The 26,649-nt window shown below is 73.2% G+C and carries 25 protein-coding genes and 1 pseudogene; 17 read left to right on the forward strand and 9 right to left on the reverse strand.

The features are described 5' to 3' along the window. Positions 1-76: 76 nt before the first annotated feature. Complete coding sequence (locus STTU_RS17490; RefSeq protein WP_007825216.1) at positions 77-883, reverse strand: hypothetical protein; 807 nt, start codon at positions 881-883, stop codon at positions 77-79. A 353-nt stretch (positions 884-1,236) separates the two neighbouring features. Here STTU_RS17490 and mshA point away from each other — a divergent pair, with 353 nt between their 5' ends. The 4 genes from mshA to STTU_RS17510 all read left to right on the forward strand — a co-directional run bounded on the left by mshA (position 1,237) and on the right by STTU_RS17510 (position 6,201). Beyond that, positions 1,237-2,622, forward strand: a complete 1,386-nt coding sequence (gene mshA / locus STTU_RS17495; RefSeq protein WP_010267292.1) for a D-inositol-3-phosphate glycosyltransferase — start codon at positions 1,237-1,239, stop codon at positions 2,620-2,622. A 19-nt stretch (positions 2,623-2,641) separates the two neighbouring features. Further along, the gene (locus STTU_RS17500; RefSeq protein ID WP_007825220.1) at positions 2,642-3,175 is read left to right on the forward strand and encodes a YbjN domain-containing protein; all 534 of its coding nucleotides are present in this window, start codon (positions 2,642-2,644) and stop codon (positions 3,173-3,175) included. Positions 3,176-3,378: 203 nt separating this feature from the next. Further along, on the forward strand, positions 3,379-4,125 hold the full coding sequence (locus tag STTU_RS17505; protein ID WP_007825222.1) for a class I SAM-dependent methyltransferase: 747 nt from the start codon (positions 3,379-3,381) through the stop codon (positions 4,123-4,125). A 147-nt stretch (positions 4,126-4,272) separates the two neighbouring features. Further along, positions 4,273-6,201, forward strand: a complete 1,929-nt coding sequence (locus STTU_RS17510) for a hypothetical protein (RefSeq protein ID WP_043255521.1) — start codon at positions 4,273-4,275, stop codon at positions 6,199-6,201. Here STTU_RS17510 and STTU_RS17515 read toward each other — a convergent pair. After that, positions 6,191-7,546 carry an MDR family MFS transporter gene (locus STTU_RS17515; protein ID WP_007825232.1) on the reverse strand — a complete coding sequence of 452 codons (1,356 nt, stop codon included), beginning with the start codon at positions 7,544-7,546 and terminating at the stop codon, positions 6,191-6,193. The two genes, STTU_RS17510 and STTU_RS17515, sit on opposite strands and share 11 nt — an antisense overlap. A gap of 277 nt (positions 7,547-7,823) precedes the next feature. Here STTU_RS17515 and STTU_RS17520 point away from each other — a divergent pair, with 277 nt between their 5' ends. Continuing rightward, positions 7,824-8,582, forward strand: coding sequence for a phosphoglyceromutase (locus STTU_RS17520; protein ID WP_007825233.1), 759 nt, complete (start codon positions 7,824-7,826; stop codon positions 8,580-8,582). A gap of 95 nt (positions 8,583-8,677) precedes the next feature. After that, complete coding sequence (locus STTU_RS17525; RefSeq protein WP_007825234.1) at positions 8,678-9,223, forward strand: GIY-YIG nuclease family protein; 546 nt, start codon at positions 8,678-8,680, stop codon at positions 9,221-9,223. A gap of 24 nt (positions 9,224-9,247) precedes the next feature. Here the strand turns inward: STTU_RS17525 and STTU_RS17530 are convergent, their stop codons facing one another. Then, a complete protein-coding gene (locus STTU_RS17530; protein ID WP_043255523.1) occupies positions 9,248-10,036 on the reverse strand; it encodes a hypothetical protein in 789 nt (262 codons plus the stop codon). Positions 10,037-10,162: 126 nt separating this feature from the next. Here STTU_RS17530 and STTU_RS17535 point away from each other — a divergent pair. The 3 genes and pseudogenes from STTU_RS17535 (at position 10,163) to STTU_RS17545 (ending at position 12,531) form a co-directional block, all read left to right on the forward strand. Further along, positions 10,163-10,619, forward strand: a pseudogene (locus tag STTU_RS17535) (NUDIX hydrolase). A 65-nt stretch (positions 10,620-10,684) separates the two neighbouring features. Next, a complete protein-coding gene (locus STTU_RS17540; RefSeq protein WP_007825240.1) occupies positions 10,685-11,197 on the forward strand; it encodes a DUF4232 domain-containing protein in 513 nt (170 codons plus the stop codon). Between the two features lie 71 nt (positions 11,198-11,268). Then, positions 11,269-12,531: an FG-GAP and VCBS repeat-containing protein gene (locus tag STTU_RS17545; RefSeq protein ID WP_043255524.1), complete on the forward strand. Its 1,263-nt coding sequence runs from the start codon at positions 11,269-11,271 to the stop codon at positions 12,529-12,531. On the opposite strand, the gene STTU_RS17550 is transcribed toward STTU_RS17545, so the two are convergent. The 3 genes from STTU_RS17550 to phoU form a co-directional block, all read right to left on the reverse strand. After that, entirely contained in the window at positions 12,520-12,861 is a 342-nt protein-coding gene (locus tag STTU_RS17550) for a 5-carboxymethyl-2-hydroxymuconate Delta-isomerase (protein ID WP_043255526.1), read from the reverse strand. The genes STTU_RS17545 and STTU_RS17550 overlap by 12 nt on opposite strands. A gap of 228 nt (positions 12,862-13,089) precedes the next feature. Continuing rightward, complete coding sequence (locus STTU_RS34960; RefSeq protein ID WP_164990876.1) at positions 13,090-13,230, reverse strand: hypothetical protein; 141 nt, start codon at positions 13,228-13,230, stop codon at positions 13,090-13,092. 186 nt (positions 13,231-13,416) lie between these two features. Further along, positions 13,417-14,094: a phosphate signaling complex protein PhoU gene (gene phoU, locus STTU_RS17555; protein WP_007825245.1), complete on the reverse strand. Its 678-nt coding sequence runs from the start codon at positions 14,092-14,094 to the stop codon at positions 13,417-13,419. A gap of 202 nt (positions 14,095-14,296) precedes the next feature. Here phoU and STTU_RS17560 point away from each other — a divergent pair, with 202 nt between their 5' ends. Both STTU_RS17560 and STTU_RS17565 read left to right on the forward strand, forming a co-directional pair. Continuing rightward, positions 14,297-15,715, forward strand: a complete 1,419-nt coding sequence (locus tag STTU_RS17560; RefSeq protein ID WP_007825246.1) for a sensor histidine kinase — start codon at positions 14,297-14,299, stop codon at positions 15,713-15,715. Then, entirely contained in the window at positions 15,712-16,392 is a 681-nt protein-coding gene (locus STTU_RS17565; RefSeq protein ID WP_029396737.1) for a response regulator transcription factor, read from the forward strand. Before STTU_RS17560 ends, STTU_RS17565 begins: the two co-directional genes overlap by 4 nt. Before the next feature lie 146 nt (positions 16,393-16,538). Here the strand turns inward: STTU_RS17565 and STTU_RS34965 are convergent, their stop codons facing one another. Continuing rightward, positions 16,539-17,201: a hypothetical protein gene (locus STTU_RS34965; protein WP_007825251.1), complete on the reverse strand. Its 663-nt coding sequence runs from the start codon at positions 17,199-17,201 to the stop codon at positions 16,539-16,541. A 731-nt stretch (positions 17,202-17,932) separates the two neighbouring features. Between STTU_RS34965 and STTU_RS17575 the strand changes: the two genes are divergently transcribed. The 6 genes from STTU_RS17575 (at position 17,933) to STTU_RS17600 (ending at position 24,954) form a co-directional block, all read left to right on the forward strand. Then, a complete protein-coding gene (locus tag STTU_RS17575; protein WP_007825257.1) occupies positions 17,933-18,415 on the forward strand; it encodes a CarD family transcriptional regulator in 483 nt (160 codons plus the stop codon). Between the two features lie 377 nt (positions 18,416-18,792). Beyond that, entirely contained in the window at positions 18,793-19,578 is a 786-nt protein-coding gene (gene ispD / locus STTU_RS17580; protein ID WP_007825259.1) for a 2-C-methyl-D-erythritol 4-phosphate cytidylyltransferase, read from the forward strand. Next, positions 19,568-20,047, forward strand: coding sequence for a 2-C-methyl-D-erythritol 2,4-cyclodiphosphate synthase (gene ispF, locus STTU_RS17585; protein ID WP_043255529.1), 480 nt, complete (start codon positions 19,568-19,570; stop codon positions 20,045-20,047). Before ispD ends, ispF begins: the two co-directional genes overlap by 11 nt. Before the next feature lie 672 nt (positions 20,048-20,719). Next, entirely contained in the window at positions 20,720-22,120 is a 1,401-nt protein-coding gene (gene cysS, locus STTU_RS17590; protein ID WP_007825262.1) for a cysteine--tRNA ligase, read from the forward strand. Positions 22,121-22,248: 128 nt separating this feature from the next. After that, positions 22,249-23,193 carry a 23S rRNA (guanosine(2251)-2'-O)-methyltransferase RlmB gene (rlmB, locus tag STTU_RS17595; protein WP_043255531.1) on the forward strand — a complete coding sequence of 315 codons (945 nt, stop codon included), beginning with the start codon at positions 22,249-22,251 and terminating at the stop codon, positions 23,191-23,193. A 198-nt stretch (positions 23,194-23,391) separates the two neighbouring features. Further along, positions 23,392-24,954, forward strand: a complete 1,563-nt coding sequence (locus STTU_RS17600; protein WP_007825266.1) for a DoxX family protein — start codon at positions 23,392-23,394, stop codon at positions 24,952-24,954. 233 nt (positions 24,955-25,187) lie between these two features. Here the strand turns inward: STTU_RS17600 and STTU_RS17605 are convergent, their stop codons facing one another. Both STTU_RS17605 and STTU_RS17610 read right to left on the reverse strand, forming a co-directional pair. Further along, positions 25,188-25,694, reverse strand: coding sequence for a GNAT family N-acetyltransferase (locus STTU_RS17605; protein WP_043255533.1), 507 nt, complete (start codon positions 25,692-25,694; stop codon positions 25,188-25,190). Then, complete coding sequence (locus STTU_RS17610) at positions 25,691-26,470, reverse strand: nucleotidyltransferase family protein (protein WP_007825268.1); 780 nt, start codon at positions 26,468-26,470, stop codon at positions 25,691-25,693. Before STTU_RS17610 ends, STTU_RS17605 begins: the two co-directional genes overlap by 4 nt. Between the last annotated feature and the right edge of the window lie 179 nt (positions 26,471-26,649).

Consider the following 26,649-nt stretch of genomic DNA (forward strand, 5'->3'; position numbering starts at 1 on the left):
GACGGGTGCGCACCTCCAGTGCGTGAGCACTCACCCACCCCGAAGCCCCTCACCCCTTCGGCGCCCCCGAAGTCCCTCACGCCCTCGGCGCCACCGCCCCCCACTCCACCGTCACTTCCCCCTCCCGCCACAGCTCCTCACGCCCCACCAGCGGCCACCCCGCCGCCCGCAGTGCGCGCGCCGTCTCCGCCCAGCGCTGCCGCGCGCCGTACGCCGCGTACGGGGCCGCCGTCGCCCAGGCGCGGTCGGCGTCGCGCAGGAAGGCGTGGACCGGCTCGCCCGGGACGTTGCGGTGGATGAGCGCCTTCGGGAGGCGTTCGGCGAGGTCGGAGGGGCGGTCCAGGCTCGCGAGGCGGGCCGCGAAGGTGACCGTGCGCGGGCCCTCGGGGCCGAGGGCGATCCACACGTGCCGCCGCCCGATCTCGTCGCACGTCCCCTCGACGAGCAGCCCGCCGGGCGCGAGCCGCGCGCACAGCCGCTCCCAGACCCCGGCGACCTCGTCCTCGTCGTACTGCCGCAGCACGTTCGCCGCCCGGATCAGCAGGGGCCGGGCGCCTCCCGGCAGCGGCACCTCGAAGCCGCCGTGCAGGAAGTCGAGCCCCTCGCGCCGGTACGGGGCCGCCGCCGCCACGCGCGCGGGCTCGATCTCGACCCCGTACACCCGCACCCCGGGCGCCGTCGCGCGCAGCCGCCCCAGCAGCTCGACCGCCGTCCACGGCGCGGCCCCGTAGCCGAGGTCGACCGCGGCGGGGGACGCGGCGCGGCGCAGCGCGGGGCCGTGCGTGCGCGCGATCCAGCGGTCCATGCGCCGCAGCCGGTTGGGGTTCGTCGTCCCGCGCGTCACCGTTCCCACCGGACGGGCGGGGGACGGGCGCGGGTTCATGGGTACGAGCGTACGGGGAGCGGCGAGGTACGGGAGCGGGCAAAGGTGCCCGCGTGGTCACCGGCGGTCAGGGTTGATCACCGGACGGTCAGGGTTGGGTAAAGAAACGGCCGCTGTCGCCCGGGCGGAAATGGACGCCGGGCCTCCGGTGTTCCCGCTTGAGGGCCGTACTCCGCCCGTATCGCGTGGGACGCGCGAGCCGGACGGGGCGTGGGCCCGCGAGGCGGCCCCCTACGGCGTGGGGAGCCCGCCCCGCGCCGTACCACGCGTCACGCGGACGAAGACGTCGCGCGCGCACGAGGACGTACGGCGAAGCCCCGCAGCCGACCGCACGCCGCAAGGAGGACCGCCCCGTGAGCCAGTACGTGTCGAGGCTCGGGCTCCGGCCGACCGCCCCCGGCGGGCGGACCGGCACAGGACGGCTCGCCGCGCAGGCGGGCCGCCTGCGCCTGCCGGGTCCCGGTCGCCGGGCCCCGCGCCGCGTCGCCATGCTCAGCGTGCACACCTCGCCCCTGCACCAGCCGGGGACGGGCGACGCGGGCGGCATGAACGTCTACATCGTCGAGCTGGCCCGCCGCCTCGCCGCGCACGACGTCGAGGTGGAGATCTTCACGCGCGCCACCGAGGGCGGCCTCGACCCGTGCGTCGAGCTGACGCCCGGCGTCCTCGTGCGGCACGTCGACGCGGGTCCGTACGAGGGGCTCAACAAGGAGGACCTGCCCGCGCAGTTGTGTGCCTTCACGCACGGCGTCATGCGCGCCTGGGCCGGGCACCGTCCCGGCTACTACGACCTCGTGCACTCGCACTACTGGCTCTCCGGGCACGTGGGCTGGCTCGCGGCCGAGCGCTGGGGCGTCCCGCTCGTGCACGCCATGCACACGATGGCCAAGGTCAAGAACGCCGCGCTCGCCGAGGGCGACACCCCCGAGCCCGCCGCGCGCGTCATCGGCGAGACGCAGGTCGTCGAGGCCGCCGACCGCCTCATCGCGAACACCGAGGAGGAGGCCGAGGAACTCGTCCACCACTACGCGGCCGACCCCGCGCGCATCGCCGTCGTGCACCCCGGCGTCAACCTCGACCGCTTCTGTCCCCACGACGGCCGCGCGGCGGCCCGCGCCCGCCTCGGCCTCCCGCAGGACGCCCTCATCCCGCTCTTCGCCGGGCGCATCCAGCCGCTCAAGGCCCCCGACATCCTCCTCCGTGCCGTCGCCCACCTCCTCGCCGAGCGCCCGCACCTGCGCCGCCACCTCCTCGTCCCCGTCGTCGGCGGCCCCTCGGGCAGCGGCCTCGCGAAGCCCGAGCGGCTCCAGAAGCTGGCCGCGCGGCTCGGCATCAGCGACGTCGTACGTTTTCAGCCCCCCGTCGGGCAGGAGCAGCTCGCCGACTGGTTCCGCGCCGCCTCCGTCCTCGTCATGCCCTCGTACAGCGAGTCCTTCGGGCTCGTCGCGATCGAGGCGCAGGCGGCGGGCACCCCGGTGATCGCCGCCTCGGTGGGCGGGCTCCCGGTGGCGGTACGGGACGGGGTGACCGGTTTCCTCGTACGGGGCCACGACCCCGCCGACTACGCGGCCCGCCTCGCCCGCTTCGTGGACGCCCCCGAGCTGACCGCCCGCATGGGCGAGGCGGCGGCGCGGCACGCGCTCTCGTTCGGCTGGGACACGGCGGCCTCGGCGACGGCCGAGGTGTACGCCGCCGCCGTGCAGGAACGCAGGCGTCGCGTACGCTCGCAGCACGTCTGACCTGGGAGGAACGAGCACCATGACCGCTGAGGAAAGCCCCGACGCCGTCCTGACCGCCTTCCTGAAGGACACGGAACTGGAGTGGGAGAGCCCCGAGCCGGGCACCTACGTGGTCAAGCTCCCCGGCACCCGCAAGCTCTCGACGACGCTCTCGCTCCTGATCGGCAAGCACACCCTCTCCCTGCAAGCCTTCGTCGTCCGCCACCCCGACGCCAACGAGCCCGCCGTGCACCGCTGGCTCCTGGAGCACAACCTCAAGCTCTACGGCGTGAGTTACGCGATCGACCGCCTCGGCGACATCTACCTCACCGGCCGCCTCCCGCTCGCCGCCGTGACCCCCGCCGAACTCGACCGCCTCCTCGGCTCGGTCCTCGAAGCGGCGGACGGCAGCTTCAACACGCTCCTCGAACTCGGCTTCGCCGACGCGATCCGCAAGGAGTACGCGTGGCGCGTCTCGCGCGGCGAATCGACGCGGAACCTGGAGGCGTTCGGACGGCTGACGGGGGAGGGGAGGGGCCGGGGCCCCGAAGAAGGGGCCGAGGGGCCCCGCTGAAAGGCCCCGTACGGGCCAACCGCGCCCACCCCCGCACGAGTTGACCTCGCCTCCGCACCGTCGGGTCGCCGCCCCCGTGCTCGTACGGGACACGACGACGTACGCCCGCGCGCGGCGCCCCCTCACCCCGCTCCCCGCGCGCGAAACCTTCCGCCCGCCTAGGCTCACGGCACCCCCCGCGCCCCCTCCCGAAGGGCTCCGCCGTGCTGCGCCACATCCGTACCACCGAAGATGTCCTCACCCTCCTCGACGGCCTCTTCGCGGCCTCCGCCGACCGCTGGAGCGAGGACGGTTCGGCCTGGTGGGACTCCTTCTACGGCGACGCGGACCGCGCGATCCCCTTCCGCGACGCCGGTCCCGACGAACACCTCGCCGCGCACCTCGCGACCGGTCGCCTCGGCACCCCGGGCCGCGCCCTCGACCTCGGCTGCGGTACGGGCCGCAACGCCGCCCGTCTCGCGGCGCACGGCTGGGAGGTGGACGCCGTCGACCTCTCCGCGACCGCCCTCGCCACGGCCCGTACCCGCGTCCCCGCCACGGTCCGCCTCCACCACGGCGACGCCTTCACGCTGCCCGCCCTGAGCGGCCCGTACGACCTCGTCCACGACGGCGGCTGCTTCCACCACCTCCCCCCGCACCGCCGCCTGAGCCACCTCGCCCTCCTCGCCCGCGTCCTGCGGCCCGGCGGCCTCCTCACCCTCACGTGCTTCGCGAGCGGCCACCCCGACTCAGGCTCCGAACTCCCCGACGCGGCCTTCTACCGGGGCGAGTTCGCGGGCTCCCTGCACGGCGGCCTCGCCTACCCCGCCGACGCGCTCCGCGAGATCTTCGCGACCGCCCCCGCCTCGCTGACCTGCGTGGAGCTGCGCCCGATGCGGGTCCCGGGCCCGGACGAGGGCCTCTTCGGCGCGGAGTTCCTGTGGGCGGGGCTGTTCCGGCGCGCAGCCTGAGCGGTATCCCCGCGCGGGATGCCCGCGCATGGCTTAAGATCCGCTCACCGTTACAGGAACCCCACAGTCCCCGCACCATTCCGTGCGGCGCGGACCGCGTTCCCACGACGGGCCACTCACTTCGTTCCGGGGGGTTCGAAAACCACCGTGCGTACCCGCACTCCCGCCGCGGCCACCGCGCTCGCGGCCCTTCTCACCTCGGCGGCCCTGACGGCCGCTCCGGCCGCCTCGGCCGACTCCGAGTTCAGGCTGCCCTCGTACAACATGGCGAACCTGATCGTCGACGACACCCACCGCCACCTCTTCATGACCTCCACGGGGAGCGTGCTCGTCACCACCTTCGAGGGGAAGCAGGTCAAGCAGTTCAAGGCCGCCGGCTCCCCCGGTGACATGATCCTGAGCCCCGACGAGAGCGCGCTCTACGTCTCCGACCCGATCGCGCACACCGTGACCGTCTACGACACGGCCACGCTCACCCAGCGCGCCCGCTGGTCCATCGGCGACGCCGACCAGCCCTTCTCGCTCGCGCTCGTCGGCGACCGCCTGTGGTTCAGCAGCACCTCCGGTCTCGGCTACTTCGACCTCACGGCCACCCAGCCGGTGCCCGTACGGCCCGACATGGGCGAGCTCACCTGGACCACGGCGAACCTCGCCGCCGACCCGGCCCTACCCGGCACACTGCTCGTCGCGGGCAACGGCAAGATCGGCCTCTACGACGTGAGCGGCACCGCACCCGTGCTCCGCGCCTCCGCCGAACTCGCGGAGGGGGTCGGGGCGATCTCGCTCGCCCCCGGCGGCGCCACCCTCGCCGCCGTCACGGGCCGCGGCCACGTCGTCGCATACCGGCTCCCCGGCCTCTCCGTGACGCGGACCCTCAGCGCGCCCGAGTACGCGCGCTCGGTCGCGGTCGCGCCGGACGGCACCGTGGCCGCGACGACGGCCTACACGAGCAACGGCGACGATGTCTTCGTCTACTCCAGGATCTCCTCCCGCCCGCCGGTCACGCGCGACATCAGCGACCGTTCCGACCCCTTCGGCGATCACACGATCGACTGGTCCGCCGACGGCGGCAAGCTCTACGTCCTCGCCGAGGACGACAGGGGCACCTACGTCCGCACCCTCACCGCACCCCGCACGTACCCCACCACCCTCACCGCCTCCGCCCCCGCCAAGGCGACCCGCGCCAAGTCCCTCACCATCAAGGGCACGGTGAAGTCCGCCCTCGCCCTTCCCAAGGGCACCCCGCTCAAGGTCGTCCGCACGGACCTGGAGTCCCCCAGCGGCAAGACGCTGAGCGCCAAGTCCCTCGGCACCGGCGGCGCGTTCAGCTTCACGGACACCCCGCCGGCCGGCGGCAAGGTCACGTACAAGATCTCGTACGCGGGCGACGCCGACCACCCGGCGGCAGGCGCCTCCAGGAGCGTCGAGGTCTCGCGCGCCACGCCGACGCTCAAGCTCGACAACAACAAGAAGGTCTACGGGTACGGGGCGGACGTGAAGTTCACCGCCCACCTCGGCTCCACGTACAAGAACCGCACCGTCGAGCTGTGGGCCGACCCGTACGGCGGCGACAAGCCCGACAAGCTCGTCAAGAAGGCCAAGGTCAACTCCAAGGGCGACCTGACCGCGACGGTCGACATGACCCGTGACACGACGCTCACCGCGAAGTTCACCGGCGACTCGCGCTACGCGGCCACGTCGGTCAAGGTCACGGCCTACGCGAAGGCGAAGGTCTCGCTGAGCCTGTCGAACCAGTACAGGACCGGCAGGATCGGCTCGCACACGTACGCGTACTTCCACAAGAACAAGGACGCGCACACGACGACGACGATGAACTACTACAAGGGCCGCAAGCAGCGGCTCGACCTGGAGATCTACTACCACGGCAAGTGGTACGACGGCGCGAGCGAGTACTTCAAGCTCGCCACGAACGGGAAGTCGCTCGTCAACCTCGGCAACCCCGGCGAGACCGGCGTCAAGGCCCGCGTCCGCGCCGCGTACGTCAACAACAGCTCGGGCGACAACGTGAACAGCACGGCGTACAGCCCGTGGAAGTACCTGTACTTCACGAAGTAGTGACGTCGGGGGCCGGACGCCCGGTGCCCGGGGCGGGCGCCTGGATGTCCAGCCCCTCCGGGCCTGCCTCCGGGCCGAGGGCCGGGGGAGTGAGCGGAGCGGGGACCGGGGCGGAGTCCCGCGAGGCCGGGCCCTGATCACCCGCCTTCTTCGTCGTCCGCAGGACCACCCCGTACCCCGCCCCCGCCACCGTCCCCAGCACCGCGCAGGACCCCCACAGCCACCCGGCCCCCAGGTGGTCGATCATCGCCCCCGCCATGAGCGGGGCGACCAGCGCGGCGGCCGACCACGAGAGCCCGTACACGCCCTGGTAGCGCCCGCGCCCCCGGACCGGCGAGAGCTGCACGACGAGGCCCGTCTGCGTCGGCGCGTTGACCATCTCGGCGAGCGTCCACACCGTGATCGTCATGAGGAGCACGCCCATCGAGTCCGCGAAGGCGGTGAGCCCGAGCCCGTACCCCGCGAGGAGCGAGGAGAGGACGAGCAGCCGCCCGGGGGAGCGGTGCTGGATGAAACGGGTCAGCGGGATCTGGAGGACGACGATGAGGACGCCGTTGAGCGCGATCGCGCTGCCGTAGTCGGCGGGCGAGAAACCGGCCTGCCCCATCGTGATGGGCAGTCCGACCGAGGCTTCCTGGAAGACGAGCGCGACGAGGAACGACAGCCCGACGACGGCCATGAACCGCCCGTCCCGCGCGACCGTTCGCAGGCCCACCTCGTCCTCGCGCGGCCCCTTCCCCGGCCGCTCGGGCCGCGTCTCGGGGAGCTTGAGGAAGACGACGATCGCGCAGGCCATCGTGAGGATGGCGTCGCCGAGGAAACCGGCGAGGTAGCTGTACTCGGCGACGAAACCGGCGAGGACCGAGGAGACGGCGAAGCCGAGGTTGATCGCCCAGTAGTTCAGGGCGAAGGCGCGCACGCGGTCCTCGGGCGGTACGAGGTCGGCGAGCATCGCCTGCACGGCGGGGCGCGCCGCGTTGTTGACGAAGCCGACGACGGCCGCGACGGCCGCGATCGCGACCGGGTGCGTGACGAAGCCGAGCACCGCGACCGCGACGGCCGTCGCCGCCTGCGCCGTGAACATCGTGGGCCGCCGCCCCCAGCGGTCGGTGAGCACCCCGCCGACGAGCGAGGCGAGGACGCCGCCGAGCCCGAAGAGGGCCGCGACGAGACCCGCGTACGAGGCGGAGTAGCCGCGCTCGACGGTCAGGTAGATCGCCATGAAGGTGTAGACGAAGCCGCCGAGCCGGTTGATCAGCGTGCTCGTCCACAGCCACCAGAAGGCGCGCGGGAGCCCCGACACGCTCTCGTGCAGGGCGTTGCGCACCCGCGCGACGGACGACATGGGACCCCCAGGGAACGGTGCTGCGGTAAGCGGCCGAACAGCCATCGACACCTTACGGAGCGGGGTGAGCGCGGAGCCACTGGATTGACGCCGCCCGTCAATCGTCCGCACCGCACCGGAAGGCCCCGCGTCGCCCGTACGGAAGAGCCGCACGCGGCCGTACGGAAGAGCCGCCCGGCGCCCGTACGGAAGAGCCGCCGGGCGCCCGTACGAGCGGGCCGTTCCAGGCTCCGGGCAGGCGCGGCGCGGCCGGTACCCGTGGATTACGCTCGGGGCCATGGCCGACGCACCGTACAAGCTGATCCTCCTCCGCCACGGCGAGAGCGAGTGGAACGCGACGAACCAGTTCACCGGGTGGGTGGACGTCAACCTGACCGAGAAGGGCGAGAAGGAGGCCCTGCGCGGTGGTGAGCTGCTGAAGGACTCCGGGCTGCTGCCCGACGTGGTCCACACCTCGCTCCTGAAGCGCGCGATCCGCACCGCGCAGATCGGCCTGGAGGCCGCCGAGCGCCACTGGATCCCCGTCCGCCGCTCCTGGCGCCTGAACGAGCGGCACTACGGCGCGCTCCAGGGCAAGGACAAGGCGCAGACGCTCGCCGAGTTCGGCGAGGAGCAGTTCCAGCAGTGGCGCCGCTCCTACGACGTCCCGCCGCCCCCGCTCGCGGCCGACGCCGAGTACTCGCAGGCGAACGACGCGCGCTACCGGACGATCCCCTCGGACGCCCGCCCCGACACGGAGTGCCTGAAGGACGTCGTCGTCCGCATGCTCCCGTACTGGTACGACGCGATCGTCCCCGACCTCCAGGCCGGCCACACGGTCCTCGTCGCGGCCCACGGCAACAGCCTCCGCGCCCTGGTCAAGCACCTCGACCAGATCTCGGACCAGGACATCGCGGCCCTGAACATCCCCACGGGCATCCCCCTCGCCTACGACCTCGACGCCGACTTCCAGCCGGTGAAGAAGGGCGGCACGTACCTCGACCCGGAGGCGGCGAAGGCCAGCATCGAAGCGGTGAAGAACCAGGGCCGCAAGTAAGCGCCCCGCACGGTGCCGTCCCCGGTCCGGGGACGGCACCGTTGTCGTATCCCGCGCGTAGTCTCCCGGCATCCGCTCGCACCCGGAGGCGCGCCATGGACTTCCCCGCACTCACCGAACCCGCCCGTCTGTGGACGGCGCAGGAGGTACGGAGCCGTCCGGGCCCCGTTCCCGCGGCCCCCGGCGTCTACGGCTGGCACTTCACCGCCCCGCCGCACCCGGATCTTCCGGCGGGCCGCCTCCTCTACGTGGGCATCGCGCCCCGGCACATGACGAACCGCACGAGCCGCCAGAGCCTTCGCACCCGGATCGGCTACCACTACCGGGGCAACGCCTACGGTTCCACGCTCCGCCTCAGCCTCGGCTGCCTCCTCGGCATCGAACTCCGCCGCGTGGGCAGCGGCAAGCGGCTGACTTTCGGCAGGACGGGCGAGGCGGAGCTGACCGCGTGGATGGCCGCGCACGCGCGGGTGTGCTGGGCGGAGAGCGCCGCGCCCTGGGAGCTGGAGTCCCGGCTCATCACGGCCCTGGACCTCCCCCTCAACCTCGACCAGAACACCCACAACCCGTTCCACCCCCGCCTCAAAACCCTCCGCGCCGAGGCCCGCACCAGAGCCCGCGCGCTACCGATCACGATCTAGCCCTCCCGCCCCCGCCACCTCTCCCTACGGCTGGGGCTCAGCCCGCCAAGGCTTGGGGAAACCGGTCCATCCCCGACTGGGCGACCAGTGAAAGGCGTCCCCGTCGCCGTGAGTGCAGATGCCCCAGACGTGCGAGACCTCGGTGGGTAGGTCGGGGGGCACAGTGGGAAGGGGGCTGGGGGAGCGCAGCAAGGGGTCGAAGGCGGTGAACGGCGCGGAAGTAAGCATCGGGATCAGTACGAAGAGGTGTCTTTCCCGCGCGCCCGATCGGCGCAGCTTGCTGAGGTTGTCCGCCCGCGACGGCTCGCGCAGCCACTGGCCGACCCAGTGGGCGAAGCCGTCGCCGGTCTCGGCGACCCAGCCTCCCGCTTGCTCCGGATCGAGAGCCGGGAGGCAATGGATGGCCCCCGGGGTGACGGTACGAGGAGAACGATGCGCGGTGTCGATGCCCAAGCTCTCCGCCTGATCGAGCCACTCGTCGCCGGGGCCCCAGGAACCGTTGAAGTCGCTCACATCAGCGGCCTCCAACGCGGCAAGCACAGCCGGTAGCCGGGCTTTGAGCGACTTGACGCGCGCGTTGGAGGCCAGGCGCACGGTCCATTCGCCCAAGAGCCTGCTGTCCGTCCACGTGTTTCCCCGGGGCGTGCGTTGCCACTGCTCGTGGGCGGCTGCGTGCATGGCGGTCGTCACCTCAAGGGCGGCGAAGCGATGACCGTTTCGGTACAGGTTGAAGTCGTGCATCCCAGGCCGACTGCCGTCGTCGTACTGACACACGTCCACCCCGGGAAGACTGGCCCGCAAGTAGGCCTGCACCCATTTCTCCTCACTCCTTAGCTTCGGCATGCCAAGAGCCTTGTGCCTCGCGTTCGCGAGCGGGGGCGTTCGGGGAATTCGGCGCGGAAGCGCCTGCCGCGCCTGCCTCTCTTCTACGCTCCCGGCATGAGCGGTACCACCACGCCCCGCGCCGGGTCGACGCCCCGCCACTCCGTCTCCGTCGCCGGGGCCGTCATCGACTCCGAGGGGCGGTTTCTCGTGATGCGGCGGGCCGATAGCGGGGCGTGGGAACTGCCGGGTGTGGTGCTGGAGTTGGCGGAGACGCCAGAGGCGGGGGCGCGGCGGGAGGTGGGGGAGGAGACCGGGGTCGAGGTGGAGGTCGGGGGGCTCAGCGGGGTGTACAAGAACCTGGCCAGGGGGATCGTCGCGCTCGTGTTCCGGTGCCGGCCGGTGGGGGGGTGCCCTGCGGGTGTCGGAGGAGAGCAGCGAGGTGGTGTGGCTGACGGCCGAAGAGGTGCGGGAGCGGGTGGCCGAGGTGTTCGCCGTGCGGCTTTTCGATGCCGTGCGGGACGGGGTTGTCGTGCGGAGTCATGACGGCTGGGCGTTTGTTGATGGTTCGTGACATTCGTAGGGGTCCGGAGCGGGGAGTGATGTCCCGTACGCACCTCTTGTGACGCTAGGAGTCCCATGCGCCGCCGTCTCGCCCCCCTCGCCGTCCTCGTCGCCTCCGCCGCCCTCCTCGCCGCCCCCGCCGCGCAGGCGGCCCCCGTCCCCGAGCCCCCCGCCGTCAAGGCGTGCTCCACCGCCGCCACCTCCCTCGCCGTCGACAGGGTCAGGCGGCCCGTCAACCACCTCCTCCTCACCCTCACCAACGACGGCAAGCGCCCCTGCTACGCCTACGGCGCCCCCACCGTCGTCTTCGACGACGAACCGGCGGTGACCGGCATCCTCCAGGACAGCGTCCCGCAGGCCGTCGTCACGCTGGAGCCCGGCGATTCCGCCTACGCGGCGATCGGCCTGTCCAGCCCCGGGGGCCCGCGCGGCCGGACGGTCCACCACCTCAGCTCCTGGCTCGCCAACCGCAAGCTCCAGGCCGTCGGCGACCCCGCCACGCTCGCCCTCCCGAAGCCCACCCACGTCGACGACTCCGCCTTCGTCACCTACTGGCAGTCCACCCCGGACCTCGCCCTCACCTGGTAGGCCCGTCCCGGTCCGGCAACAGCCTCGCTACCGATGCCCCTCCGCGCCCGGGCTCATGTTGAGGTGGAGGCATGGAACGTTCCCGGATCGCTCTCGCTCTCACCGGTGTTGTCGTGCTCGGCGCCGTCGGCACCGCCTCCGCCAATGACGGGATCGCCCGGCCCGTCGACGGGAGCGCGTGCCGCGCGGAGGCCAGACAGCCGCAGCGGGAGCCCGATGTCGACGGGGACGGGCGGGGGGATGTCGTCCTGGAGACGGACGGGGACGAGCGGACCGGGATCGACACGGGGCGGATCGCCGTGCGGTACGGGGGCGGCGCCCGTACCGCGCACCTCGCGCAGGAGGACTTCGGGCTGCACGGGCAGCGGGAGCCGGTCGGCGGCTCCGCGACGGGCGTTCCCGCCGTCGCCGATCTCGACGGGGACGGCGCCGCCGACATCGTGACCGGCGCGCTCCCCGCCGTCCACTGGGGCGGCCCGCACGCCGCCGCCCCCACCCGCCTCCGCTTCCCCTACGCGCCGGACGCCGACATCGAACACCCTCCCGTCACCGGCGACTTCGACGGCGACGGTCACCCGGACCTCGCCTCGCTCCGCGTCGACGGCGATCACGCGCGGCTCGTCGTCCTCCACGGCCCCTTCACGCGCGAGGGCCGCCCGGCCCGTACGGAGGTGCGCCGCAGCCCCGACCACGCCGCCCCGGCCTTCGCCTCCGGCCTGACCCTCTTCGCCGCCGAGGCGACCGGGGACGGCGTGGACGACCTCGTCGAGTACGAGCCCGGCGCGCACGGCACCCCGTACCTCCTCCCCGGCAAGCGCGGCGGCGGCTTCGGCGCGGCGCGCACCCTGCCCCCGGGCGACGCCCTCGCGGTGGGCGACTACGACGGGGACGGCCTCCCGGACCTCGCGATCGGCGACAGCGGCGTGCCCGACGACGACGGCGAGACCCCCGTCGCGGACCGGCGCGGGCGGGTCCTCGTCGTGTACGGGAAGGACCGCGCCCACCCCGTCGTCCTGGAGGGCGGCGCCCGGCGCGGCGGCTTCGGGCTCGGCGTGCTCACCGCCGATCTCGACGGCGACGGCTGCGACGACCTCGCCGTCCGCGCCGCGCCCGACCGCTGGCTGGAGACCGACACGCTCACCGTGCTGCGCGGCGGCTCGGCGCACGGCCTCGGCTCCGCGCCGTGGCGGCGGATCGGCGGCAGCCCCGTCCTCGCGGAACGGGCGGTGGAGGCCGACGACGGGCGGCAGGAACTGCTCGTGCGGGAGGGCGAGGTGGGGGACGACGGGAACTGGCGGAACGTGAAATGGCGGCGCGTCGGCTCAGCCTCGTAGGCGGTACGAGTCCGGCAGGTCGCGCACCTCGACGGACGTCACGACGTGCGGCCCGCCCGCCACGTACCGCCCGAGGAGCGCGAGCACCGCGTCCGACAGGCGTGCCTTCTGCGCGGGCGAGCGGTTCGGCAGGAGCGCGACCGTGACGTGCACGTACGGGTGCTCCTCGCCGGAGACGAAGGTGAGCGGCGCGGGGCGGAAGAAGATCTTGCCGACCCCGGCGGAGTGCGATTCCGTGACGACGAGCGGGTCGAGTTCCTTCGCGAAGGCGTGCCGGTCGAAGAGGGTGTCGTCCAGCCGTTCCGTGTAGTCGACGGTGATGTGTGGCATGGACGGCTCCGCTCCGGCTCCCCCGATCGTGGCTCGATGGGCGTACCACCCATTTTCGCGCGGGGTCCGGGGGCGGCGGCACGGGGGAGCGGTGACCCCGGTCACGCCCGTCGTAGGCGCGGGCGGCCCGCGCCGGAGGCGGGGTTCGGGTACACGGCGGAGTTGCTCGCGGCGGGGGACACCCGCGCGAGGTGAGTGAGTGCTCACCCACCTCGCGGGGGCGGGTACTCAGCCGGAGCAGCCCCCGCACTGGCACGGCGACCCCGACTGGCACCCGCAACCACAGCCGGAGCCGCAGCCGCAGGCGCCGAGGAGGGGGAGGCTCTTGCCTTCGGCGGGGGTGGGGATGTCGTCAGGGGTCTCGGGCATGGGTCCTCCTCGATCGGGGGCGTACCTCGTATCCAGGGGAACCGCACGGGGCGGGGGGCGTCAACGGCGTACGGGGGGCAGGGCGGCGGAGGCTTGTACCACCGTGCGCCCGTCAGGCTCCCCGCACCACGGAAAGCAGCCCCTGCGGCGTTTGAGGAGCGGGGTCCGGGGCAGCGCCCCGGGAGGTCAGCTCCCCTCCACGGGCCCCACCGCCTGGATGGCGTCCGCGTGCTCCCCCGTCACCAGGTACACCACCCGCTTCGCCACCGACACCGCGTGGTCCGCGAACCGCTCGTAGTACCGGCCGAGGAGCGTCACGTCGACCGCCGTCTCGATCCCGTGCTTCCAGCGCTCGTCGATGAGGTGCTGGAAGAGGGTGCGGTGCAGGAGGTCCATCTCGTCGTCGTCCTGCTCCAGCTGGAGCGCGAGGTCGATGTCCTTCGTGATGATGACCTCCGCCGCCTTCGCCATGAGCCGCTGGGCGAGCTGCCCCATCTCCAGGAGGGTCGCCTGGAGATCGCGCGGGACGGGGGACTCGGGGTAGCGCAGCCGGGCCTGCTTGGCCACGTGCTGGGCGAGGTCGCCCGAGCGCTCCAGGTCCGCGCTCATCCGCAGGCTCGTGACGACGACCCGCAGGTCCGTCGCGACCGGCTGCTGCCGGGCGAGCAGCTCGATCGCCTTCGCCTCCAGCTCGTGCTGGAGCTCGTCCACGCGCGCGTCCGCCGCGATGACGTTCTCGGCGAGCTGGAGATCGGCGTCCAGCATCGCCGTCGTGGCCCGGCCGATCGCCGAGCCGACGAGCCTGGCCATCTCGACCAGGTCGTCGCTGATCGAGTCGAGTTCCTCGTGGTACGCGTCGCGCATGGCGTTCCTCACTCCAAGACCGAAACAGGGCCGGACGGGGGAGTTCCCCGCGCCCACGCTGCCACGGTCCGTCCCGTACGCGACGGAATCCGGCCGCCCAAGTGAACCGCCACCGTCACCAAGGTGAACTCTGGGCGACGAGTGTTCGAGGTGACCCCCGAACGGCTGGGAGGTACCCGACGCGGCGACCTACCCTTGCGGCATGGACGTGAACGCGGCGGTGGCCGCAGCCGCCGCTCTCGCCGGGCTCTGCACCGGCGTGATCGCCGCGCTCGCCTTCCGCTGGAGCGAGCGCGAACTCAAGCGCCCGACCAGGACTTCTCTGCACACCGAGGCGGTACTGCCGCCCGGCGTGGACACCGTCCTGTCGGTCCTCTCCTCCTCCGCCGTCGTGCTCGACGAGGAGGACAACGTCGTCAAGGCCAGCTCCGCCGCGTACGCCCTCGGGCTCGTACGGGGCGGACGCCTCGCCGTCGAGCCGATGCTCAAGCTCGCCCGCGAGACGCGCCGCGACGGCGAGATACGCCAGACCGAACTCGACCTCCCGCGCCGCACGGGCAGGGGCGGCCCGCTCGCGGTCTCCGCCCGCGTCGCCCCGCTCGGCTCCCGCCTCGTCCTCCTCCTCGTGGAGGACCTGACCCGCGCCCGCCGCATCGAGGCGGTACGGCGCGACTTCGTCGCCAACGTCAGCCACGAGCTGAAGACCCCGGTCGGCGCCCTCTCCCTCCTCTCCGAAGCCGTCATGGACGCGTCCGACGACCCCGAGGCCGTCGAGCGCTTCGCCGGGCGGATGCAGAAGGAGGCGACGCGCCTGACGACGCTCGTGCAGGAGCTGATCGACCTCTCACGCGTGCAGAACGACGACCCCCTGGAGGACGCGGAGCCCGTACTCGTACGGGACCTCGTCGCCGAGGCCGTCGACCGCTGCCGCCAGACCGCCGGAGCGAAGCACATCACGATCGTCCCCGGCGGGATGGGCGAGGACCTGTCCGTATGGGGCAACCGGGGCCAGCTCGCCGCCGCGCTCGGCAACCTCGTCGAGAACGCCGTCAACTACAGCCCCGAGCACACCCGCGTCGGCATCGCCGCGCGCCGCAACCCCGCGGGCGGCGGCGACCTCGTCGAGCTGGCCGTCACCGACCAGGGCATCGGGATCTCCGAGAAGGACCGCGAGCGCGTCTTCGAGCGCTTCTACCGCGTCGACCCGGCCCGCTCCCGCATGACGGGCGGGACCGGCATCGGCCTCGCGATCGTCAAGCACGTCGCCGCCTCGCACGGCGGCGAGGTCACGGTCTGGAGCACGGAGGGCGAGGGCTCGACCTTCACCCTCCGCCTGCCCGAGGCCGGTACCGCGCGCACCTTCGGCAGCCCCGGCGACACCTCGCGCACCACCCCCCGCACCGCCCGCGGCGCCACGCGCGCCGTCACCCGCAGCACCCAGCGCGGCGGCAACGGCGGCGGTACGGGCCAGGGCGAGGCGCCCCGTACCCGTACCACCACCCCCGACCACCCGGCCCCGCGCGCCTCCCGTGCCCGCGGCGCCGCCCCCTCTGCTTCCACCGGTACGTCCGACGAGACCGCCTCGTTCGAACCCCTTCCCGCCCCGGAGGTCCTTCCGTGACCCGAGTGCTCGTCGTTGAGGACGAGGAATCCTTCAGCGACGCCCTGTCCTACATGCTCCGCAAGGAGGGCTTCGAGGTGGCGATCGCCGCCACCGGGCCCGATGGCCTCGACGAGTTCGAGCGCAACGGAGCCGACCTGGTCCTCCTCGACCTCATGCTCCCCGGACTGCCCGGGACCGAGGTCTGCCGCCAGCTCCGCGGCCGTTCCAATGTCCCCGTGATCATGGTGACCGCGAAGGACAGCGAGATCGACAAGGTCGTCGGCCTGGAGATAGGGGCCGACGACTACGTGACGAAGCCCTTCTCCTCGCGCGAGCTGGTCGCCCGCATCCGCGCGGTGCTGCGCCGCCGGGGCGAGCCCGAGGAGGTCACGCCGACCGCCCTGGAGGCCGGTCCGGTCCGGATGGACGTGGACCGGCACGTCGTGACGGTGGGCGGCGGCAAGGTCGACCTGCCGCTCAAGGAGTTCGACCTCCTGGAGATGCTGCTGCGCAACGCGGGCCGCGTACTGACCCGTATGCAGCTCATCGACCGCGTGTGGGGGGCCGACTACGTCGGCGACACCAAGACGCTCGACGTCCACGTCAAGCGCCTGCGCGCCAAGATCGAGCCGGACCCCTCGGCGCCGCGGTACCTGGTCACGGTGCGGGGGCTCGGGTACAAGTTCGAGCCGTAGAGAGGGGCGCCGGTACGGGCGCGGTACGCGCGGAAGGGGCCGGTCACCGTGTCGACGGTGACCGGCCCCTTCGCTGTGCGTGGCGCGTGCGGCATGGCGCGTGCGGTGTGGCGTGGCGCGCGGTGTGCGTGCCGCGTGCCCGCGTCCTACTGGGCCGTGTCGCCGCTCGCCGAGGAGGAGGCGCCGGCGTCGGGCGAGCCGCTGCCCGTCGCGGCCTCGCCCGAGGCGCCGGACTCCGGGGACTCCGAGGAGGAGGCGGACGGCGAGCCCGAGGCGGACTCGCCGGCACTCGCGCTGGGCGTCTCGCTCGGCCCCCAGCCCTTGAAGTAGTGGTTCGCGGGGAGGACGTACGCCTTGAGCTTGACGGTGCCCGTCTCGCTGAAGCCGAAGGCGACCTCCTGGACGTCGCCGTCGTTGAGGGCCTCGCGTCCGCTGGGCAGCTTCGCCGAGGCGTTGCCCTCGCCGCCGATGATGACCTTGCCGTGCGCGGGCACGGAGAGCGAGCCGGAGCCCTTGGCGGGCTTGAGGTCGGCCTGCTCGCCGCCGACGGCGAGCGAGTCGAGGGTCTGCGCCTTGGCGCTGTTGTTGAAGACGGTCGCGAGGATCGCGGCGGGGCCGCTCGCGTCGCGCTCGGGCTGGGTGACGACGGTGACGTTCTGGACCTTGACGTCGCCGACCGAGGTGGCGGCGTTGTCCGGCTTCACTTCCAGCGTCTGGGCGTTGTTACCGGCGCCGCAGGCGGCGAGCGTGGCGATCGAGAACGCGAGGGCGGAGGCGGCGAGGGCGCCGCGTCGAAGGCTGCTGCTCACGGCGGCGGCTACTCCTTGAACGAGGACTTGAAGAGTGCACGGAACGGAACGAGGCGGTACGGGTTCGGACGCCCCCGAGCACGTACGGACAGCGGTAAAGCCGCCCTAAACGGGGTGTCAGCGCGCTCAGGTTACCGAGCCGTCCGCGCGCCGCCGCACCCGACCCGCCCTTCACGGCGGATGGCGGCACGGGGAGCCCCGGCGGGGGTGCGGGGGCGGGGGTGGTCGCGGCACCCGGCGTTAACGGCTGCCGAATTCCTCCCGTGATTGTCCTGTGATCAGGGAAAACAACTCCCCCTTCACGATGCCCGCGAGACGGCTGGGGCGGCTGTGACGAGAGCGAAGATCATATTGCGCGGGCACTCCCGTGCGCGATTTCCCGCCACCCCGGAAGATCGCCTTCCGCGGCGGCGCGCGCACCGCCCGGGGAATTCCGGATTTGCTCGAAACGCCTTCCCTGCCCCGAACGGAGTAGCGAAAGACACGGTCGGCGGTGCGGACAAAACGGGACGTATGCCCCCTTGGGGGGCCCTCGTGATGCGTGTAACTTACGCGTTTCCCTTTGTGCGGACAGCCGCTCCGACCTGCGAATACCTGCTCCCGGAAGCCTCCGGATGCACGTTTCCGGCACCGTTGTCAAGCCCTGAGATATGCCCTGACCTGCGAAAACGCCATCCAAAGGGCGGCGTTCTCGTGTTACCCTGGATAGCCACGGAAGGGGTACCTGTCACATGACGTTCAAGGTTGGCGACACCGTGGTCTATCCCCATCACGGGGCCGCGCTGATCGACGCAATCGAAACTCGCCAGATCAAAGGTGTGGACAAGACCTACTTGGTGCTCAAGGTCGCCCAGGGCGACTTGACGGTGCGTGTACCGGCGGACAATGCCGAGTTCGTGGGTGTGCGCGATGTGGTCGGTCAGGATGGACTGGACCGGGTCTTCGAGGTGCTGCGCGCGCCCTACGCCGAGGAGCCCACGAACTGGTCGCGTCGTTACAAGGCGAACCTGGAGAAGCTCGCCTCCGGTGATGTCATCAAGGTCGCGGAGGTGGTCCGTGACCTGTGGCGCCGGGAGCGCGAGCGCGGTCTCTCCGCCGGCGAGAAGCGCATGCTCGCCAAGGCCCGTCAGATCCTCGTGAGCGAACTGGCGCTCGCCGAGAACACCAACGAGGACAAGGCCGAGGCGCTGCTCGACGAGGTTCTCGCCTCCTGAGCCGCCGCCTGGACACCTGTGCCGTGGTGCCCGTGGACCCCCGCCGGGGTGCCGGGCACCACGGCATACGTGTCTGTGGCGTGCGTCTCCGTGGCGGAAACGGCATGCGTGTCCGTGGCGGAAACCGTACCCGGACCCACGCGGGCGAAGCCCGCCTCCGCGGTCGGAGTCCCGCACTTCTCTCCCCCCTCGTACCCCTCCCCGCGTGACATACGGCACGCTGTTGCCGTGCGGTGCACGTCGTGCCCGGGGCGACCTGACCGGTACGTCACGGAAGGGACCGGTCCGGGCGCCTCGCCCGGCACGGTGTGGGCCTACCCACCCCGCCCGCGCACACAAACCTGTCTCCCGTATGCCCTGAGAGCCGAACGGAAGCGATGACTGAGCAAGCCAGCCCGGCGCGGGACGCCGCGGCCCCGCCGTCCCCCACCGCCCCGGTCCGTACCGCCGCCGTGATCCCCGCCGCCGGGCGCGGCGTGCGCCTCGGCCCCGGCGCCCCGAAGGCGCTGCGCGCGCTGAGCGGCACGCCGATGCTCGTGCACGCGGTGCGCGCGATGGCGCGCAGCAGGGCGGTCTCGCTGGTCGTCGTCGTCGCACCGGCGGAGGAGGTCGCCTCCGTACGCGCCCTGCTCCAGGACCACGCGCTCCCCGAGCGCACGGACTTCCGCGTGGTGGCGGGCGGCGAGACGCGCCAGGAGTCGGTACGGGCCGGGCTCGACGCCCTGCCGGAGGACGTGACCACCGTCCTCGTGCACGACGCGGCGCGCCCGCTGGTCCCGGCGGACACGGTGGACGCGGTGATCGAGGCGGTGCACTCCGGGGCCCCCGCGGTCGTCCCGGCCCTCCCCCTCGCGGACACGGTGAAGGAAGTGGACCCCCGCCCGGCGGGTGAGCCGGAGCCCGTCGTGGCGACCCCGGTCCGCGCCCGCCTGCGCGCGGTCCAGACCCCGCAGGGCTTCGACCGCGCGACGCTGCGCCGCGCGCACGAGGAGGTCGCCGTCTCCGGCGACGGCGCGACGGACGACGCGGGCATGTGCGAGGCGCTGGGCCTGCCGGTGGTGGTGGTTCCCGGCCACGCGGAGGCGTTCAAGGTGACACGGCCGCTGGACCTGGTCCTGGCGGAGGCGGTACTCGCGCGGAGGAGGGCGAACGATGCGTTCTGAGATCCCTCGTGTCGGCATCGGCACGGACGTCCACGCCTTCGAGGCGGGCCGGGAGCTGTGGTGCGCGGGCCTGCTCTGGGAAGGCGACGGCCTGGCGGGCCACTCGGACGGGGACGTGGCGGCCCACGCGGCCTGCGACGCGCTCTTCTCGGCGGCGGGCATCGGCGACCTGGGCGCCCACTTCGGCACGGACCGCCCCGAGTGGGCGGGAGCGGCGGGCGTGACACTCCTGGCAGAGGCGGCCCGCCTGGTCCGCGAGGCGGGCTTCGAGATCGGCAACGTCTCGATCCAGGTCATCGGCGTCCGCCCCAAGATCGGCAAGCGGCGCGCGGAGGCCCAACAGGCCCTGTCGGACGCGGTCGGAGCCCCGGTCTCGGTCTCCGGAACGACAACGGACGGCCTCGGCCTCACAGGCCGCGCAGAGGGCCTGGCGGGCCTGGCGACGGCGGTGGTGTGGCAGGCGGGGTGAGGGGCGCGCGGGTCCGGGGAGGCCCGACGACGAATCGACACCTCGTACGGACCGCTCCCGACGCCTCGCGTCCCGCGCCCTCGCGGACGCCGTGCGGCGGACCGGCTTGGGGGTTGGTTGCGGGGGCGCGGGGGAAGGGTGACGGCGGGAGAGCCATGCGCGATCTGCCGGATATGGCCGAGTGTCCACTCCTTGCCGATATACCGGGCGCCACGTGACAAAACAGCAGGTCACGGAGCTGCTCCCCGCACGCGCGGGGATGGCCCCGCCGTGCCGTCCACGAAGAACGAGTCCGAATCCTGCTCCCCGCACGCGCGGGGATGGCCCCCCAGGATCGACGCGGAGCCGGTGCCGGAGGCGCTGCTCCCCGCACGCGCGGGGATGGCCCAACCGCCCGGGACGCCTGCGAGATGGCGACCGACTGCTCCCCGCGCGCGCGGGGATGGCCTCCCTGCCGTCAACGACCACGTGCGGGGAATCCCGCCCGCCCTCACCGCCCCGCCGCAGGACCTGCTGCCCGGCCCGGGTGGGGTTCGGTGGGCCGCACGCGGGGGCTCTCCGTGGGGTTCGGCGCGGGCCGGTTTCTTTTCGGCTGCCGTCCCCGCTCCCGGCCCCCCTCTTCCCCCCGCCGCCCGGCCCCAGCACCGTCCCGCGCCGTCTACCCTGGACCCCGTGACTATTCGGCTGTACGACACCCGCGCCCGGCAGATCCGTGACTTCTTCCCGCTCGTGCCGGGCTGTGTCTCGATCTACCTCTGTGGTGCGACCGTGCAGGGCGCTCCGCACATCGGGCACATCCGGTCCGGGCTCGATTTCGACATCATGCGGCGGTGGTTCACCTACCGCGGCTACGAGGTCGTTTTCGTGCGGAACGTGACCGACATCGACGACAAGATCATCAACAAGTCCGCCGAGCAGGGTCGCCCCTGGTGGGCGATCGGCTACGAGAACGAGCGGGCGTTCAACGCCGCGTACGACGCCCTCGGCTGCCTGCCGCCCACGTACGAGCCCCGCGCGACCGGGCACATCACCGAGATGATCGAGATGATGCGCACGCTCATCGCGCGCGGGCACGCGTACGAGTCGGGCGGCAACGTCTACTTCGACGTGCGCTCCTTCCCGGGGTATCTGGAGCTGTCGCACCAGGAGTTGGACAATCTGCTCCAGCCCTCCGGCGAGGGCGAGACCGGCAAGCGGGACTCGCGCGACTTCGCCATGTGGAAGGCCGCGAAGCCCGGCGAGCCGAGCTGGGAGACCCCCTGGGGGCGCGGCCGTCCCGGCTGGCACCTGGAGTGCTCGGCGATGGCGCACAAGTACCTCGGCGCCGCCTTCGACGTGCACGGCGGCGGCCTCGACCTGATCTTCCCGCACCACGAGAACGAGATCGCCCAGTCCAAGGCGTACGGCGACGAGTTCGCCAAGTACTGGGTGCACAACGCCTGGGTCACCATGAGCGGCGAGAAGATGTCGAAGTCGCTCGGCAACTCGGTGCTCGTGAGCGAGATGGTCAAGCGGTGGCGACCGATCGTCCTGCGCTACTACCTCGCGACCCCGCACTACCGCTCGATGATCGAGTACAGCGAGGAGGCCGTGGCCGAGGCCGAGTCCGCGTTCGGCCGCATCGAGGGCTTCGTGCAGCGCGTCACCGAGCTCAACGGGGGCGAGGTCGCCCCCGCCGCCGAGGTGCCGCCCGCCTTCGCCGAGGCGATGGACGACGACCTCGGCGTGCCGCAGGCCGTCGCCGTGCTGCACACGACCGTGCGGCAGGGCAACAGCGCGCTCGCGGCCGACGACAAGGAAGCGGCGGTCGCGCGGCTCGCGGAGGTACGGGCCATGCTCGGCGTCCTCGGGCTCGACCCGCTGGACCCGCAGTGGGCCACGGGCGGCGAGCAGGCCGAGGACCTGCACGGCGTCGTCGACACGCTCGTACGGCTCGTGCTCAAGCAGCGCGAGGACGCGCGGGCCCGCAAGGACTGGCCGGCCGCGGACGCGATCCGCGACCAGCTCGCGCAGTCCGGGCTCGCGATCGAGGACAGTCCGCAGGGACCGCGCTGGACGCTCGGGCCCCGCTGACCCCCTGCCGGGCCCGCGATTCGGGGCGGGCCCGGCACTTTCCGTACCCTGGTGGGAGCGTCCCTCGTACCTCCATGGGCGCGCACCGACCGGGGACCCCCGCAGCACCAGCAGAAACAGGTAGAACGATGGCCGCGAACAACCGACGCATGTCCGGCAAGAAGGGCGCGCAGATCGGCAGCGGCGGCAAGCGCCGGCGCGGCCTCGAAGGCAAGGGCCCGACGCCGCCCGCCGAGGCGCGCAAGGGGCACGTGAAGAACCGCCTCGCCAACGCGAAGGCGAAGCAGACCCAGCGCCGTACCGCCGCGAAGAGCCGCGGCAAGTCGAGCAGCGAGCTGGTCGTGGGCCGCAACCCGGTCTTCGAGGCGCTGCGCGACGGCGTCCCGGCGACGGCGCTGTACGTGCAGCAGTTCATCGACAACGACGAGCGCGTGCGCGACGCCCTCAAGCTCGCGGCCGACCGCGGCGGCATCCACCTCATGGAGGCCCCGCGCCCCGAGCTGGACCGCATGACGAACGGCCTCAACCACCAGGGGCTCGTGCTCCAGGTCCCGCCGTACGAGTACGCGCACCCCGAGGACCTTCCGGCGGCGGCGTACGACGAGGGCGACGACCCGCTGATCGTCGCGCTCGACGGCGTGACCGACCCGCGCAACCTCGGCGCGATCGTCCGCTCCGTCTCGGCCTTCGGCGGCCACGGCGTCGTCGTCCCGGAGCGCCGCGCGGCGGGCATGACGGCCGGGGCGTGGAAGTCCTCGGCGGGCACGGCGGCGCGCACGCCGGTCGCGCGCGTCACCAACCTGACGCGCGCCCTGGAGGCGTACAAGAAGGCCGGGATCACGGTCGTCGGCCTCGCGGCGGACGGCGAGCACACGGTCGGCGAACTCGCCGCGCTGGACGGCCCCGTCGTGATCGTCATCGGCTCCGAGGGCAAGGGCCTCTCCCGCCTCGTCGGCGAGACCTGCGACTACCGCGTCTCGATCCCGATGCCGGGCGGAGCGGAATCACTCAACGCGGGCGTCGCGGCGGGCATCGTGATGTACGAGGCGGCTTCGCGCCGGGCACGGCGGTAGCGGCTTCGGCTGGGGACGGCGGAGTGGCGTCCCCTTCGCCCGTGTCGTGTCGGGCCTTGACGGGGTCCGGACAGATCGTGGGCGTCAAGGCAGTGTCCAAAGCGGGCGTCACTCGGTTAGATGAGTGTGGACACAAGAACACCCCGCAATCCCACCGGGGGAACCTCGACGGGATTCGACGAACCCCCCTTGCTGGCCATGGTCAAGGTGGCCAGTGATCCGGCGCAGGTGATCGTCAATCACGCGAGTTTCCGTGTGCAGCTTCCCTCCACCGCCCGGGCCTCCTCGCGGGTGGCCGCCGCGCGGGCCGCTGTGCCGCGGCGCGAGCCCGTCGTGGGGACGGGGGGTGCGCGGCGCAAGCCTGTCGTGTGGAACGGCAGTTCCGGGCCCGGGGACACCGCGGCGACGGGACTGCTCGAAGCCGTGCGGACGACCGGCATCCGGCACGGCGAGGCGCCGCGCGCGGCCGGGGAGACCGGCGAGCTGACGCAGGCGATCCCCGCGTACGGAGCCGACGAGACCCAGGCCCTCGTCGAGACGCGGGCCCTCGCCGCCGCGGGCGGGCCCGGGGCGCCGCTGCTGCCGCGGATGCGCGGTTCGGGGAGCGCGTTCGAGGAGGAGGGGCCGCGGTACGGGGGTGTGCCGACGGGGGAGCTTCCGCTCGTCGAGGACCGGTCCCGTACGGGCAGCCGCAAGGACAACGCGCGGCACGGGTACTACCCCGGCCGGCGTCTCAACCTCGGCGTCGTGCTCCTGCCGCTGCGCGTCTTCCTCGGGCTCATCTCCGTCTACGCCGGTATGGGCAAGCTCTGCGACCCCGTGTACTTCGACGGTGGCGAGCGCGGCTCGATGGTGAAGTGGCTGACGTCGCTGCACCCTTGGGCGCTCGCCGAGCCGCTCCGCGACTTCGCGCTCTCGCACCCCGTCGGCGCGGGGCTATCGATCGCGTTCCTCCAGGTCATCGCCGGGGTGCTCACCGTGCTCGGGCTGTGGCAGCGGCTCGCGGCGGCGACCGGCGTCGCGCTCTCGGCGGCGCTGCTCGTGACGGTGACCTGGCGGACCGTACCGGCGTACGACGCGCCGGACTTCATCTATCTCGCCGCCTGGAGCCCGCTCGTCATCGCGGGCGCGCCCGTCTACTCGGTCGACGCGCGGCTCGCCTCGGGCGCGTGGCGCGCGCTCGGGCCGCGCGCCACGCTCGCGGCGCTGCGCGGGCGGGTGCTGCGGCGCGGCTCGGTGCTCGCGTTCGTCGTCATCGGGTGCACGCTCCTCATCGGGGCGATGCTCGGTGCGGCCGTACGGGACGCGGACCGCATCACGGCCCCGGGACCGGGTGAGCAGCCCCGCAACGAGCTGCCCGGCTCGCCGTTCCCGCGCGACGCCGAGAAGCGCAAGCCCAGCAACTCGCCCTCGGCGAAGCCCTCCTCGCCCGCCGCCGAGACCTCGGTGGCGCCGAGCGCGCCCACGTCGGCGCCCCCGCGGTCCACGGGCGGTGAGCAGAGCGGTACGTCGCCGCGGACGCCCGCGCAGGGCGGCGGCGGTACGACGCCGGGGGACACCCCGCAGGCCCCGCCCGCGCAGCAGCAGGCGCCGCAGCAACAGGCCCCCTCGTCCACGGGGGGCGGCGGCCCGGCCTCGGGCTCCGGCGGCGGCGCCCAGGGCTCGGCCCCCGCCGACTCGGCCCCGCAGAGCGGTGGTTCCGGCGAGGGACAGGAACCGGAGAGCGGGGGTGGTCAGGGACTCGGCGGCCTCTTCGGCTAGCGGCGGGCCGGTGGAGTACCGGCCCGCCTGACGAGACCCGGCGACGACGTCCGCCCGGTGCGGTACGGGAGAGGGGCCCACCCGACGGGGGTGGGCCCCTCTCCCGCGTGGGTTCCCGCACCGGGTGCGGGGACGAGCGAGGCGTGCGCGGCCCGCGGAGGATGCTGGGCGCGTGCTGCCGCCCGCCCCGGGCGCCCGTACGGGCCTCACAGCCCCAGGCCCGCTACGGCCCCTCACAGCCTCCGGCGCATCGCCTGGCGGGGCCAGCGGTCCAGGCCGGCCGCTGCCTCTTCGGCGCGGATCTTCCGCAGGCCCGGGGGGAGGGCGGCGGGCGGGACCTCCTCGAAGCCGAGGCGTGCGTAGTACGGGGCGTTCCAGGGGACTTCGGTGAAGGTGGTCAGGGTGAGGGCCTTCGCGCCCTCCGTGCGGGCGTGGGTCGTCGCGTGGGCGATCAGGGTGCGGCCCAGGCCCTGGTGGGCGTGGGACGGGTCCACCGAGACCTGTTCGATGTGGAGGCCGCCGTCGACCCGGTCCGCGATCAGGTAGGCCACGGGGGTGTCGTCGGGGAGCGTGCACACCCAGGCCAGGCCCGCTTGCCGGTGGCGTTCCAGGGTCGCGAGCGAGGGCGGGGCGTCGTCCGCGATCTCCGGCATGCCGAGCTCGCGGAAGGGGGCGCCCGCCGCGACCTCGATGCGCTGGAGGCGGGGGAGGTCGGCGGGGCGCGCGGCCCGGATCGTCATGCCTCGTAGCCCCGTTCCTCCGCCAGTTCCTTCGCCGCCTCCTTCAGGTCCTTCGCCGTGTCGATCGCGCGCCAGTAGGCGCCCTGCGGGATCGGGTAGCCGGCGAGGCGGCGTTCGCGGGCGAGGCGGGGGAAGGCGGTGCGCTCGTGGTCGCCGCGCTCGGGGAGCAGGTTCGTGAAGGCGGGGGAGAGCACGTAGACGCCCGCGTTGACCGAGTACGGGGAGGGCGGGGCCTCGACGAAGTCGCTGATGTGGCCGAAGGTGTCCGTCTCGACGACGCCCCACGGCAGGCGCGGGCGGGCGAGCGCGAGCGTGGCCACGGCGGCGCGTTCCGCGTGGAAGGCGGCCATCGCGCGCAGGCCGAAGCGGGTCCAGATGTCGCCGTTCGTCGCGTACCAGGGCTCGCCCGGGTGCGGGAGGTGCGCGGCGGCGAACTTGAGGCCGCCGCCCCGGCCGAGCGGCTCGGGTTCGATCACCGTCTCGACGCGCAGGGGGAGTTCGGTCTGCTCCAGCCAGGCGATGAGCACGTCGGCGAGGTGGCCGCAGGAGATGACGACGTCCGTGACGCCCTCGCGCGCGAGCCACTCCAGCTGATGGCCGATGATCGGCACGCCCGTGCCCGGGATCTCGACCATCGGCTTGGGCCGGTCGTCGGTGTACGGGCGCAGCCGGGAGCCCTGGCCCCCGGCGAGGATCACGGCCTGGCGGGGCGCCCCGGCGGGCCAGGCGGGGGCGGTGCCCTCGTCCGTGGTCGGGCGCGCGTGCGATTCGCTCATGGCGGCACTTTACGGGGAAGGGGACGGAGCGGGGCGGGGGTGGCCGCCCGGTCACGGGGTGCCCCCCGTCCCGTACGGCCGTCGTCCGGCCCGTACCGCCGTCGTCCGACCGGCGGCGGGCCGTCGTCCGACCGGCGGCGGGCCGTCGTCCGGCCCGTGCGCCGTCCCCGTCCGGCCCG

It is taken from the genome of Streptomyces sp. Tu6071, assembly GCF_000213055.1.
Taxonomy (GTDB): domain Bacteria; phylum Actinomycetota; class Actinomycetes; order Streptomycetales; family Streptomycetaceae; genus Streptomyces; species Streptomyces evansiae.